At 65.5% G+C, this 12,926-nt stretch carries 10 protein-coding genes; 7 read left to right on the plus strand and 3 right to left on the minus strand.

Going from position 1 to position 12,926, the window contains the following annotated elements; all coding sequences use genetic code 11:
• Positions 1-10: 10 nt before the first annotated feature.
• The 6 genes from WJ12_RS21005 (at position 11) to thrS (ending at position 8,099) form a co-directional block, all read left to right on the plus strand.
• Positions 11-1,249 (plus strand): HlyD family secretion protein, encoded by a 1,239-nt coding sequence (locus WJ12_RS21005; RefSeq protein ID WP_049033755.1) that lies wholly within the window; start codon positions 11-13, stop codon positions 1,247-1,249.
• A 66-nt stretch (positions 1,250-1,315) separates the two neighbouring features.
• Positions 1,316-1,909: an L-threonylcarbamoyladenylate synthase gene (locus tag WJ12_RS21010; RefSeq protein ID WP_034189725.1), complete on the plus strand. Its 594-nt coding sequence runs from the start codon at positions 1,316-1,318 to the stop codon at positions 1,907-1,909.
• Positions 1,910-1,924: 15 nt separating this feature from the next.
• Positions 1,925-3,157, plus strand: coding sequence for an MFS transporter (locus WJ12_RS21015; RefSeq protein ID WP_034189790.1), 1,233 nt, complete (start codon positions 1,925-1,927; stop codon positions 3,155-3,157).
• Between the two features lie 50 nt (positions 3,158-3,207).
• Positions 3,208-4,305, plus strand: a complete 1,098-nt coding sequence (locus WJ12_RS21020; protein WP_226103855.1) for an alpha/beta hydrolase — start codon at positions 3,208-3,210, stop codon at positions 4,303-4,305.
• A gap of 66 nt (positions 4,306-4,371) precedes the next feature.
• Complete coding sequence (locus WJ12_RS21025) at positions 4,372-6,333, plus strand: aconitase family protein (RefSeq protein ID WP_059556378.1); 1,962 nt, start codon at positions 4,372-4,374, stop codon at positions 6,331-6,333.
• Positions 6,334-6,878: 545 nt separating this feature from the next.
• Entirely contained in the window at positions 6,879-8,099 is a 1,221-nt protein-coding gene (gene thrS, locus WJ12_RS21030; protein WP_051701025.1) for a threonine--tRNA ligase, read from the plus strand.
• 106 nt (positions 8,100-8,205) lie between these two features.
• Here thrS and WJ12_RS21035 read toward each other — a convergent pair whose 3' ends face one another.
• The 3 genes from WJ12_RS21035 to WJ12_RS21045 are packed head-to-tail and all read right to left on the minus strand — an operon-like array spanning position 8,206 to position 10,676.
• Positions 8,206-8,940 carry a polysaccharide deacetylase family protein gene (locus WJ12_RS21035; protein ID WP_059556377.1) on the minus strand — a complete coding sequence of 245 codons (735 nt, stop codon included), beginning with the start codon at positions 8,938-8,940 and terminating at the stop codon, positions 8,206-8,208.
• 24 nt (positions 8,941-8,964) lie between these two features.
• On the minus strand, positions 8,965-9,525 hold the full coding sequence (locus tag WJ12_RS21040) for a hypothetical protein (RefSeq protein WP_049031011.1): 561 nt from the start codon (positions 9,523-9,525) through the stop codon (positions 8,965-8,967).
• A gap of 5 nt (positions 9,526-9,530) precedes the next feature.
• A complete protein-coding gene (locus WJ12_RS21045) occupies positions 9,531-10,676 on the minus strand; it encodes a glycosyltransferase (RefSeq protein ID WP_034189722.1) in 1,146 nt (381 codons plus the stop codon).
• A gap of 594 nt (positions 10,677-11,270) precedes the next feature.
• Here WJ12_RS21045 and WJ12_RS21050 point away from each other — a divergent pair.
• Positions 11,271-12,569, plus strand: coding sequence for a dicarboxylate/amino acid:cation symporter (locus WJ12_RS21050; protein ID WP_059556376.1), 1,299 nt, complete (start codon positions 11,271-11,273; stop codon positions 12,567-12,569).
• Positions 12,570-12,926: the final 357 nt, after the last annotated feature.

Raw genomic sequence — 12,926 nt, forward strand, 5'->3', positions numbered from 1 at the left:
GGGAAGCACGATGCGTCGCGAATCGTGGGTAGCGCTCCACGTCGATTCGGCCCGGGCGGCGTGGAAGCGTGCGTTGCCCGTGGTCGCCATCATCGTCGCGATCCTGGCGGTAGGCTGGTGGTGGCTGAAGCGGCCAGCCAGCAAGCAGGCGTTCATCAATGCCACCGTCATCGTCGTGCGCGCACCGATTGCGGGGACGTTGTCGTTCGTCCCCGGTGTCGAGGTCGGCAATTTGGCGAAAGCGTCGCAGCCGGTCGCGACGATTGCCGGCGACCTGTCGAACCCGCGTGCATCGGAGTTGCGGGTACTCGAGCAACAACTGAAGGTGCAGAGCAGCGATCTCGCGCAACGCGAGCGCAGCCTCGCCTTGCGGATCGCGGATCGGCAACAGCAGCAGGATCAGTACCGCAGCGAAAGCCGCAGTCAGCAGACGCTGCAGGCACGCTACGCGGGCGCGCAGATCGCGCAGGCGCATGCGGAGCTTTCTCGCCTCGATGCAATGTCGGCGTTGTCGGAAGCCGACATGCGCCGCGCCACCGCGTTGTTCGAGAAAGGCTACCTGAGTCGCGCCGGATACGACCGCAGCATCGCGAATGCGCGGGTGAGCGTCGCGCAGGTGCAGGCGCAGCGCGCACAGGTCAGCCAGAGCGAGGCCACGTACGCCGCGGCACGCGTCGGCCTGCAACTCGACGGACCGCGCGCTCTGAGCGAGCCCGAACAGCGCAACCGGCAACTGGAACTGGAACTCGTCGATCTGCGTCAGCAGTTGCAGGAAACGAAGGCACTCGGCGCGTCGACGAACGAGGAGCTGGCCCGCGTCAGCGCCGAATACGCGCGTCAGCGCATGGCAACGCTCGTCGCGGACCGGCCGAGCGTCGTCTGGTCGCTCGATGCGCAGAGCGGCGAAGCGCTGACCGCGGGGGCGCCGATCATGCAACTGATCGACTGCAACGACGTGTGGGTCGATGCGTTTTTCGACGAATCGGACGTGCGCGACCTGAAGGTCGGCGCGCCGGTCAAGGTGTCGCTGTCGCACGATGCGCGACATTGGACGGGGGTGATCGAGACGGTCCGGTCAGGCTCCGGCCGCGTGACGGTTGGCCAGTACGTCGCGGCACCGCCGCCCGAAATCGCTCGCCGGCAACTGCCGGTCAAGGTGGTCACGGTGCGTGTGCGGGTCGACTGGAAGCGGGCGTTGCAGCCGAGCCAGTACTGCCTGGCCGGCCGCAGCGTCGAGGTGAGCATCTGACGCGCATGGCGCGGCGACGGCGAGTCGCCGCGCTGCCCACGACTTCAACCAGAGGAGACTGGATTCATGTTACCCAACGCACATGCCGCGCAGGTCTTGAAAAACGGTGGCGTATTGATGGTGCCCACCGACACGAACTATGCGTTCGCGGCGGATCCGTGGAACGAGCGCGCCTGCGCGCGTCTGTACGAGATCAAGAAGCGCGACGTCAAGAAGCCGCTGACGCTTTTCGTGTCCGACCCGCAGGAGCTGTGGGCATATGCGAGTCTCGAAGCGGAGCAGGCCGATACGGTGCGCACGCTGATGGAACGGTTCTGGCCGGGGCCGCTGAATTTCGTGTTGCCGAAGTCGGCACGCGCGCCGGATCACCGCTACCTGAAGGAGGATTCCATCTCGGTCGTCTGCAACCGGAATCCGGTGCTGAATGAACTGATCGGAACGTTCGGACGGCCGCTCGCGATGACCTCCGCGAATCTCTCGGGCGTCGAGCACGATTGCCTGATCGACTACGATCTCGCCACGCGGACCTTTCCCGATGCGGTCGACTTCATTGTCCCGCCGGCGCCCGGCAAGCCGACGACGACGAAATCGAGCACGATCGTATCGCTGCTCGACGGTACGCTGAAAGTCCTGCGCCAGGGCGACATCGTGATCGCCTAGCGATTGCGCGCGACGATGAGCGATCCGGTCCCGACTCCGCCGCCCGGCCTCCGCGACATCCGGTTGTTCGTGCTGTACCGGGTCGTCTCGCGGTTGTACTTCCATTTGCCGGTGCTGTTCCTCCACCTTTACCTAGTGGAACTCGGGTTGTATCGCGTGATTGCACTGCTGGCCATTTACGGGCTGGTGACGACCGTCACGTCGGGGCTCGGCGGAAAGCTGCTCGGCGTGATGTCGGAAAAAAAAGTCGTGGCGGCCGGCGAAACCATGAAGGCAGGCGGAATCGTGCTGTTGCTCGCCGGCACGCGGCTCGCGGATGTCGACATGAACCTGCTGGTGCTGGCGCAGATCGTCGGCGGCACCGGATTCAGCGTCGCGTTGTCGACGGATTCAAGCCTGCTGCGCACGCTGGCGGGCGCGGCAGGCGACGCGACGCTGTTCATGCGCACGCAGACGCGCTCGCAAAGCCAGATGTTCATCGCGACGCTGGTGGCCGGATCGACCGGCAGCATCCTGTTCGACTATCAGCCGTTCTGGCCGTTCTATGCGTCACTCGCGGCAAGCATCGCGTCGACGCTGCTGGTGCTGATGATTCGCGAGCCGCGGGCCGAGCCGCGGCCGGCAACGGAAGCGGCGACCGAGGCGGCCGTGCTCGACCCGAGGCAGCGTTTCTGGATGGGCTTTTACTCGTTGTCGCGCGCGTTCACCCTCGCTCCGTTCGTCGGTTTCCTGCCGTTCTATTTCATCATGGTCGATGTCGATCCGCTTCTGTTCGGCGCCGTGCTCGGCCTGTTTACGCTGTCTGCGTTCGCGACTTCACTGGCCGTGAACGGATTCATTGCACGCTTCGGCGTGAAAGCGCTGATGATCGCGACGCTCGCCTGCATGTTCAGCTCCATGCTCGTGCTCGGGTGCAGCGACGTGCTGGCCTACCACGGCATCGACTATTTCGTGTCGGGGCTGGTCGGCATCAGCCTGCTCGGTCTCGGCTCGGGCGGCGTGCGGCCGGCGACGATGGCGAATCTCGACCTGTCGGCGCTCGACCCGCTTGCGCGGGTCGCGATGTTTGCGCGCATGGAACGCAACTTCGGGGTGGCCAACGGGATATTGCTCGCGATCGGTGCCTATCTGCTCGCCGATGCCGGCTTTCAGGCACTGATGCTGTGGTTGAGCGGCCTGTACCTGCTTGCGCTGGGCGCGCTGTTTCATGCGAACCGGGCGGTCGACACCGGCGAGGCCACACCGTGAGTCATGCGCGCGTGCCCGTCAGGGGCGATATCGACCGGCGGGCGCACCGCATGCGAACGGCGCTTGCCGCGTGCATGCGGTGGCTTGGTGCGATGTCGATCGCGGCGACCGGCTGTCTGACGCTGACGGGCTGTGCCGACACGCCGGCCGATTCGACGGCGACGTATCGCAGCGATGCGCGCACGCTGGAGGTCGCGTCGATCGGCAGTTTCCATATCGGCGGACATGCGGCAGAGCTGTCCGGCCTGCCGTCGCGCAGCATCGTATTCTCGCCCGGGGCGCCGCCGACCGTCGTCGACCCGAACGGCACGTTCGAAGTCGGCCAGATGTATGTGCAGTACGTGAAGCTCGCCCATCCGCGCAAGGCGTTGCCCGTGTTGTTGTGGCACGGCGGCGGCCTGACCGGCGTGAACTGGGAGACGACGCCGGACGGGCGCGACGGCTGGCAGATGGCCTTCCTGCGCGCGGGCTACGACGTGTATGTCAGCGATGCCGTGGAGCGCGGGCGGGCGTCGTGGGCGCGTTACCCGGATCTCTATCCGGACGAGCCGTTCTTCCGGTCGAAGCGGGAAGCATGGCTGCTCTTCAGGATCGGGCCGTCCTATTCGGATACGCCGGCGTCGCGCGCGGCCTACCCGGAGTCGCAGTTTCCGGTCGACGCTTTCGATGCGTTCAGCAAGCAGTTCGTCCCGCGCTGGGCCACCAACGACGCATTGATCCAGGCCGCCTACGACGCGCTCGTGCAGCGCGTATGCCCGTGCGTCGTCATCGCGCACAGCCAGGCCGCGAATTTTGCGTTCGTGGCCGCATTGCACGCACCCGACAAGATCCGCGCCATCGTCGCGCTCGAGCCGACCGGTATGCCCGACACGAAACAGGCCGACCTGCACGCAATCGCCGCGATCCCGCAATTGTTCGTATGGGGTGACAACCTGGACGGATCGGCGTTCTGGCGTGGTTTGACCCGCGTGTCGTTGCGCTACGAGCGGGCGCTGGCGGAGCAGGGCGGGCGATTGGAAACGCTGTCGCTGCCCGCGCACGGTATCCATGGCAACTCCCACATGCTGATGCTGGACCGCAATTCCGACCGGATCGCCGCGATGGTGCAGGCATGGCTTGCCGTACGCCTGCCCCACGCCGACCCGTAAGCGACCGCCGCCGACAGCGTGGACCGTCCGGCGCCACCGATGACCGAATGCAACCGAGGAGCACTTATGGAAGATACGTTTCGACTGACGGGGAAGGTGTTGTACCTGACTCGCGATCCGGACACGATCGATGCGCAGTTCGCGGGGCGCGCGCTGACGCGGCAGGAGGCCGGTGCGTTGCGCGATGACGTGTCGACCGACGAGATCACGCCGGTCACCGTCATGCTGACCTACGACGAGCGGCTCGGCGAGTTTCCGTACGTCGGCTTCAAGGCGGGCGGCCGCTTACCGATCGGGAATCACGCGGTGCGTGACGGCGGCTTCCAGGTGACCGTGGCCGGCAAGCGATACGGCAAGGGCTCGTCGCGCGAATCGGCACCGCTGGCCGAACTGTCGGCCGGCATCCGCCTGATCGTCGCGGAAAGCTTCGAGCGGATCTACCAGCAGAACTGCGACAACATCGGCATCCTCACCACGACCGATTTCTCCGTGCTGGACCGCCTGCTCGCGGGTGAAGCGATCCCGATCGACGTGTTCCTGCAGGGCCGGGATGCGCTCACGCAACGGATTATCCGCAGCGGCGGGCTGCTCGCCTACAGCAAGACCGTCCGATGGCCGAACGCGGACGAGCGCACCGTGCCGGCCGACGGGGGCGCGGGCGCGGCGCACGGGCCGCGTACGCTCGTCGAGAAGATTCTCGCACGCCACCTTCATCCGGAAATGCAGGGGGCATCGCGAGGAGACGGCGTTTTCGTCGCCGCGGACTGGCGCTTCAGCCACGACTACTTCACCGGCATGTGTGCGTATCTGATGCACCGAGCGTTCGGCAAACCGGCGCAACTGCACGATCCGGACCGCATCATCGCGTTCCACGATCATCTCGCACTTGCGCGGCAGAGCATTCCGCACGTGAGAGACGGGCTGCTGCCCGGGATCGCGAATCTCGTCGCCGGGCACAGCGAATTCGCACGCGATTACCCGGTGCGCGCACACGGTGCGTTGCCGGACGCGCCCGGCTCGGAAGGCATTTGCCATTCGATGATGGCGGAGCAGTACGCGTTGCCGGGGCAGATCGTCGCGGGCACCGATTCGCATACGCCGCACGCCGGTGCGTTGGGTAGCCTGGCATTCGGCGCCGGCGCCACCGAGATCGCCAACAGTTGGGTCACGGGTTATGTTCGCTGCCGGATTCCGGAAACGTTGCGGATCGAGGTTGACGGCGCGCTGCGTCCCGGCGTGACGGCGAAAGACATCGTGCTCTATCTGCTGCAGATGGACGAGATCCGCTCCGGCGGCGCGATTGGCCTGGTATTTGAATACGGCGGTTCAGCCGTGCGCGCGTTGCCGGTCGACGAGCGCGCGACGCTGACGAACATGGTCGCCGAACTGGGCGGGTTCACGGGGATCGTCGAACCCGATGCACGGACCGTTGCGTTCCTGAAAGAACGTCGCGGCGTGGACTTCGTGCTCGAGCCGTGGATGAGAAGCGACCCCGATGCCGTCTACCGCGACGTGATCCACATCGATGCGCGCGAGATCGAGCCGATGCTGGCGCGGCCGGGCGACCCGAGCAACGGTGTCGCGGTGAGCGGGCTGGCCGATAACGTCGCGATCGACGTGGCTTACGGCGGATCGTGCACGGCCGGCAAGCAGGCGGACTTCGACTTTTATCACGAAGTGCTGCGGTGGGGCGTCGATCGCGGCATGCGCGTGGCACCGACGACACGCTTGTTCCTGCAGTTCGGCACGATGCACGTGCGCGAATACTGCGCGGAACGCGGCTATCTTCCCACGTTCGAGCAGGCCGGCGTGACGCTCGTGATGCCGGGCTGCGGTGCGTGCGCGAACTGCGGGCCGGGTCAATCGGCCACCAAGGACGATGTGACGATCAGTGCGATCAACCGCAATTTTCCGGGGCGCTCCGGCCCCGGGGACGTATGGCTGGCCAGTCCGTACACGGTTGCCGCGAGCGCGCTGGCCGGCCGTATCGTGACGTTCGAAGCGCTGCGCGCGCTGCACGCCGCGTGAGCAAAGCGGCTTCTTCGCGGCGAAGCGTGCGGTTTCGACGGGGGCATTGAGCGCCGGCATCAAGTCGACCGTGGATCGCGCGATGGTGTGGGTACGGCCGGGCGCGTGTATGCCGGTATGCCAGGCGGCCGCGCAGCGCCGCCATGAAATGGTGGAGATCCATGGGAGGCGTTGCGTTGCGAGTGAGGTGGGGATTAGACGCAACCGGCACTCGATCGGGGTTACCGCCCGCCATGTCGTCGTGAGGCGGCAAACATACGCGCGTGAGGATTTGCTGTCGCGATACCGAACCGGCGGGCGGCGCGCGCACCGCATCGCGATTCGAACGCATGATTGACAGGCCGCACGAGGTTGACTAGATTCATCCCATGAACGCACGTTTCGTCACGACCACCACGACCACCACCACGACCGCCAACGGCGGGCCGGGGGGAGGTTGCACGTCGTAGATTCATGCGTCACATCATCCCCAGGAGCCCCGCCGGCAACGGACGGGGCTTTTTTCATGCTCCGTTCGACCGGCACCCCAGTCAACGGAGAACGTGATGGACGATTTCGATCATCGAGTGCTTGGCAGCAGACTCGATCTGTTTCACCAGCAGGATGAAAGTCCGGGCGCCATCTTCTGGCATCCGCGCGGCATGGTCCTTTACCGGACCGTCGAGGAATACATCCGCGCCAGGATGCGGCAAGCCGGCTTCGCCGAAGTCAGGACACCGCAGATCGTGTCGCGCGGCCTGTGGGAGCAGAGCGGCCACTGGGAGAAGTTCGGGAAGAACATGTTCTCGCTCGAGAGCGACAGCCACCCATACTGCCTCAAGCCGATGAGCTGCCCGTGCCATGTGCAGCTCTTCAGGAAGGGCGTTCGTTCGTATCGCGACCTGCCGGTCCGCTACGCGGAATTCGGCGCGGTGCACCGCGCCGAGCCGTCGGGCGCGCTGCACGGGCTGATGCGCGCCCGCGCCTTCACGCAGGACGATGCGCATGTGCTGTGCCTGCCCGATCAGGTCGAGGTCGAAGTCGCGCGATTCTGCGTGCTGCTGAAGACGATCTACGCGGACTTCGGGTTCGACGGGTTCGACGTCGCGCTGTCGACGAGGCCGGCGGTTCGCGCGGGCGACGATGCGGTCTGGGATCGGGCGGAAGCGATGCTGGCGTCCGCCGCCCGAGCGGCCGGCCTGGATTTCGCGATGCTGCCCGGGGAAGGCGCGTTCTACGGCCCCAAACTCGAGTTTCATCTGCTCGACCGTCAGGGGCGGAAGTGGCAGTGCGGGACGATCCAGCTCGACTTCGTGTTGCCGGAGCGGCTTGGCGCCACCTATGTCGCGGAGGACGGCGTGCGCGCGACGCCCGTCATGCTGCATCACGCGGTGCTCGGCAGCCTCGAGCGGTTCATCGGCATCCTGCTCGAGCATTACGAGGGATGGTTGCCGACGTGGCTGGCCCCCGACCAGATCGTCGTCGCGAACATCGGGCAGGACGAACGCGCATTTGCGGACAACACGGCGTTCGCGTTCGAGGACATCGGCTGCCGGGTGCTGCGGGATTTCCGTGCCGAGCGCTTGCCGCGCAAGATCTTCGACGCGCGGGAACTCGCCGCGCCGATCGTCGCGGTGGCCGGGCGGAAGGAAGCGCTGGCCGGCGAGGTGTCGCTGCGGATGAGGAACGGGGAGCAGCACGTGCTGTCGATCGACGCTGCGCTTGCGTACCTGAAGCAGCATGTGCGTGCACCCTCCGCGACGCGTGTGTTTCGCTCGCCGGTTTGACCCGTCGGCAGGCCCGTCCATGTGAAGAACGCGTTGGATGGGCGGGCCGATCGCCGTCGTGGTGAGCGGCTCGTGTATCGATGCGGGTGCCGGCGACGGCGCCGTGCTACCCGCGTGCGATGACCCGCGCCTTCACGCACTTGAGCCACAGCCGGGCGGCCCCGACACCGCCCGCGACCGGAATCCGCGGCAGCAGGAACGGATCGTCGGCCGCGCCGGCACATCCGCGCCGGGTCGTCGTCGCATTGTCGTATCCGGCGTCCGCGACCTGGTCGCGTACCCGCGCATCCAGGTCGCCGTACGGGTAGCAGAACGATTCGACGCGCTGGCCGCTCAATGCCTCGAGGCGCCGCTTCGACTCGCTTACCTGATGATCCGACTCGAACCCGGGCACCTGCGACAGCGCGACGTGATCGAGCGTATGCGAGCCGACTTCATGGCCATGGTCGCGCCACATGAGCATGTCCTCGCATGTCATCAGCGGTGAGCGCGCGGTGTCGTCAGCCGCATCCCAGTCGTTCTGGCCGCCGAAGCGGCCGGCGACGAAATAGCAGGTCGCGGTGAACCCGAGCGCGTCGAGCACCGGCATCGCATGGGTCAGTACGTTGCGAAAACCGTCGTCGAACGAAATGCCGAAGACCTTGCCGCTGCGCTCGCCGCGCAGATACGGCCGCAGTTCACGCACGCTCAGCCCACGGTAGCCGAGCCGCTTGAACAGCGTCATCTGGCGGCGGAACGCGTCCGGTGCGACGCTCAGGCCGCGTAGCCGGTCGGCCGGCGGCGGCAACGGGCGTATCTGGTGATACATCAGGATCGGATGGCGCGTGGCGGAAAGAAACATCGGCAGCCCGGGAAAAACGCGGCGTTATGCGGCCTTGCGGAAGATCCGCAGGGTCTTGAAGTCGCCGATCTCGACGAAATCGGCGTTTGCCGCCCACTGCGCGATGATCGGCTCGGCCTTGCGGTATGCCGACGAGCCCTTGTAGAACAACAGGTGACCATTGGGCGCGGTATGGCGTGCGAACAGGTCGAGCACCTCTTCGTCCGTTTTCGCGCCATAACGGCTGTTCGACTCGTCGCGGAATTCGCACAGATGGAACAGCGTGACGACGTCGAATGCCGGCAGCAGGCCCGAATTGCTCGTATAGATGTCGCCGAAATACGCGAGGTAGGTCTTGCTGATCTCCGGTTGCCGCGTGACGAGCTCGACGTACGACTTGTATTCCTTCGGCGATGCCGTCACGCCGAAAACGGTGTTGTTCAGGTGCGGCCGCGCGCATTCCATGCCGACATGGTGATGGCCGCCGGTGCCGAAGTGATAGATGCGCACGCCCCTGAGACGCACGGATTCCAGCCATTCGACGAAGTGCACGTCGCACGGACATTCCTGCGTCCGCAAATCCCAGTACTTCTTCCAGATATTCATTGCCATCAAGCGGACCTCATGGATGTCGCCCAGCGGTAGGGGTTGTGTCGAATCGATTTCTGATAGACGGACAGCGTCGCGTCGACGAAGGTGTCGAACGAGAACTCGCGCTTGCCTTTCAGCCGCGCGCTGCGCCCCATCGAACGGACGCAGCCGGGTTCGCGCACGATCGCGCGCAGGATGGCCTCGATCGCTTCGGGCTCGCGCGGCGGGACGACCCAGCCGTCGATGCCCGGCTCGACGTTCTCGGGCAGCCCGCCCACGCGTGTGACGATCGCGGGGCAGCCGAGCGACATCGCTTCGCGGCACGCGTACGACAGGCTCTCGTGGTACGACAGCACGAACGACACGTCGACGATCGCGAACGGCGCCCGTACGTCGTCGAGGCGACCTGTGAACGCGGTGCGCGACGCCATGCCGTGCCGCGCGATCTGTTCGCGCTGCTCGCCGGACGGCTCCGCGCCGACCAGCAGCACGCGAAACCGCTCGCGCTCGCTTTCGGGCAGCCGGCCCAGCGCCGCGATCAGGTCCATCCAGCCTTTCTCCGGCGCGGTGCCGGCGCTGCTGCCCAGCACGATTGCGTCCGCGCCGGACGGCCCGAACAGCGCGATCTTGCGGCGGCGGATTTCGTCGCCGGCCAGCCGTTCGGCGGCCGGGCGGCGCACGCCGTGCTTCACGACCGTGACGTTTCCATACGGCGAACGCAGCGCGAGCATGCTCGCGACATAGTCGCTGACCGCGATGGTGTGGTCGGTGGCGAGCCGTGCGCGCAGCAGGTTGCCGAAACTGTCGGCCCGATAGGTGTTGTGCTTGGTGAGCACGACCGCGGGCCGGTAGCGGCACCCGAGCAGCGCGAGCATGACCTGCCGGTGGTCGGCGGACCCGTTCACGTGGATGACGTCGAAGCGCTCGGCGACGATGCGCCGGCGCAGCCGGACGATTTCCTGGCACAGCCGGTTCCAGCGCGGCTTGAATTCCATGTCGAAGATGGCCACGTCGGGGCTGTCCTTCAACAGACGCGACAGGCGGCTTCCCGCCGGCGACGCGACGGTCACGCGGTGATGCCGGCTCATCGCGGCGGCGAGATCGCGTACGTAGGTATCCTGGCCGCCGCCGTAGTCGCCGTGGAAGTTGGTGTACAGAATGTTCATCACGATGCCGCTTTTCCTCGATCGTCCATTAAAAGGACTACTGATGAAATGAATGGCTCAACCCGTCGGGAGCAATGACTCGAACACGGTGCCGCGTTTGCGGCTCGCGATCGCGGATCGACGCCCGGGCATGGCGCCAACGCGAATCATTTCCAAATATTACATATCGTTTACGTATCGTAGTGTCGAGGTCTGCGCATCTTTGTGAGAATGTGTCGCGATCGCTTGACCGTCTCGGCCGCCTGCGCGGAGCGTGGCGCTGACGCGTGCGTGCGCGCAACCCGTTTGCCACGGCGGCGCCGACCGATTTCTCGCCGACCGGCCGGGCTGTTCCACGCCGGCCGGCCCTCGCCAGGGGTGTGCTGGATCGCGACAAAACCTGTTTTGCCGGCGACATCCGGACACAGATCAACCGGCGCCGCTTTCAGATTTGAAAGCCGGTGCGCCATTTGCGTTAGAATGCCCCCCCTTGTCCGCCCTGGCGACCGCCAGGGCGGACTGGTCGCCCGCGTGGCGGCACAGGTTCCGATTCGCAGCCGGACGCGAATGATTTGCCAGCCGTTAGCAACATACGTTTTGTGATTTGGATTACTAATGAAGAAGAAGCACAACATTACCAAGTACATCGTCATTGCGATGATGCTTGGTATCGCCGTGGGTTATGCATGCCACAGCGCGTTTCCCGACCCGAAGATGGCGAAGGAAGTCGCCGGTTACGTGTCGTTGCTGTCTGATGTATTCCTGCGCTTGATCAAGATGATCATCGCACCGCTGGTCTTCGCGACGCTGACCGTCGGCATTGCGCAGATGGGCGACGGCAGCGCGGTGGGCCGTGTGGGCGTCAAGGCGTTCGGCTGGTTCTTCATCGCGTCGTTCACGTCGCTGCTGCTCGGCCTGCTGACCGCGACGATCCTGCAGCCGGGCAGCCACCTGAGCCTGCCGCTGCCGCCTTCCGATGCGGCCCTCAACCTGAAGACGGGCGCCTTCACGCTGAAGGACTTCGTGGTCCACCTGGTGCCGAAGTCGATCGCCGAGGCGATGGCGAACAACGAAATCCTGCAGATCGTCGTGTTCTCGATCTTCTTTGGCACCGCGCTGTCGGCGCTCGGCGACGCGGGCAAGCGCCTGACCGGCGTGATCGAGGATCTCGCGCAGGTGATGCTGAAGGTGACGGGCGCGGTGATGTGGTTTGCGCCGGTCGCGGTGTTCGCGGCGCTCGCGTCGACGATCACGACCGAAGGGCTCGGCATCCTGCTGACGTTCGCGAAGTTCATGGCGAGCTTCTATCTGGCGCTCGCGCTGCTGTGGGGCGTGCTGACGCTCGCCGGCGTGACGTTCCTCGGCAAGCGTGCGTTCACGCTGATCCGGCTGATTCGCGAGCCGTTCCTGCTGTCGTTCGCGACGGCGAGTTCCGAGGCCGCGTATCCGAAGCTGCTGGACGCGCTCGACCGCTTCGGCGTGAACCGCAAGATCTCGAGCTTCGTGCTGCCGATCGGGTATTCGTTCAACCTCGACGGCTCGATGATGTACTGCACGTTCGCGGTGCTGTTCATCGCCCAGGTGTACGGCATTCATCTGCCGCTGGGCACGCAGATCACGATGCTGCTGATGCTGATGGTGACGTCGAAGGGGATGGCCGGCGTGCCGCGCGCGTCGCTGGTCGTGATCGCGGCGACGCTCAACCAGTTCAACCTGCCCGAAGCCGGGTTGCTGCTGATCATGGGCGTCGACATGTTCCTCGACATGGGGCGCTCGGCCACCAACGCGGTCGGCAACTCGATCGCGGCCGCGGTGGTCGCGAAGTGGGAAGGGCAACTCGGCGAACCGCGCGACGACAATGATTCGGACGCCGGCACGGTAACCGAGGTAAAGGTGCGGGAGACATCGGCATGATGCATGGCAGCGCGGCGACGCGTTGCCTGATCCGCAGTCGATGACAATCGCCGGCCAGGATTCGCGACGGATTCTGGCCGGCGATTTGTTTTGTGCAGTGATTTTGCGCCGCATTCGGCGGCCTTTTTCGATTCTCCGCTAAAAGCGTTTGCCGTTTCAAGCGGTCGCCGCTGGACGAGCGGCGATATTCCCGCAGGCGAACGCCCGATTCTCCCCATTCCCGTGCCGGTGCGTAAGTGAACATTCACTGTCGCGCACTCGTGCTTGCCGCAAGCACGAGCGGACCGCAATTTTTTTCGATTTATATAACGCTATTCTCGCCCTGCTCATTATCGAACGCATGCCGTACGTAATACC

Origin of the sequence: Burkholderia seminalis (assembly GCF_001718535.1) — a bacterium.
GTDB classification, from domain to species: Bacteria; Pseudomonadota; Gammaproteobacteria; order Burkholderiales; family Burkholderiaceae; genus Burkholderia; species Burkholderia seminalis.

Excerpts from the sequence above, each read along its gene's own strand:
- WJ12_RS21005 (WP_049033755.1), top strand. The coding sequence starts at position 11 with ATGCGTCGCGAATCGTGGGTAGCGCTCCACGTCGATTCGGCCCGGGCG.
- WJ12_RS21010 (WP_034189725.1), top strand. The coding sequence starts at position 1,316 with ATGTTACCCAACGCACATGCCGCGCAGGTCTTGAAAAACGGTGGCGTA.
- WJ12_RS21015 (WP_034189790.1), top strand. The coding sequence starts at position 1,925 with ATGAGCGATCCGGTCCCGACTCCGCCGCCCGGCCTCCGCGACATCCGG.
- WJ12_RS21020 (WP_226103855.1), top strand. The coding sequence starts at position 3,208 with ATGCGAACGGCGCTTGCCGCGTGCATGCGGTGGCTTGGTGCGATGTCG.
- WJ12_RS21025 (WP_059556378.1), top strand. The coding sequence starts at position 4,372 with ATGGAAGATACGTTTCGACTGACGGGGAAGGTGTTGTACCTGACTCGC.
- thrS (WP_051701025.1), top strand. The coding sequence starts at position 6,879 with ATGGACGATTTCGATCATCGAGTGCTTGGCAGCAGACTCGATCTGTTT.
- WJ12_RS21035 (WP_059556377.1), bottom strand. The coding sequence starts at position 8,940 with ATGTTTCTTTCCGCCACGCGCCATCCGATCCTGATGTATCACCAGATA.
- WJ12_RS21040 (WP_049031011.1), bottom strand. The coding sequence starts at position 9,525 with ATGAATATCTGGAAGAAGTACTGGGATTTGCGGACGCAGGAATGTCCG.
- WJ12_RS21045 (WP_034189722.1), bottom strand. The coding sequence starts at position 10,676 with ATGAACATTCTGTACACCAACTTCCACGGCGACTACGGCGGCGGCCAG.
- WJ12_RS21050 (WP_059556376.1), top strand. The coding sequence starts at position 11,271 with ATGAAGAAGAAGCACAACATTACCAAGTACATCGTCATTGCGATGATG.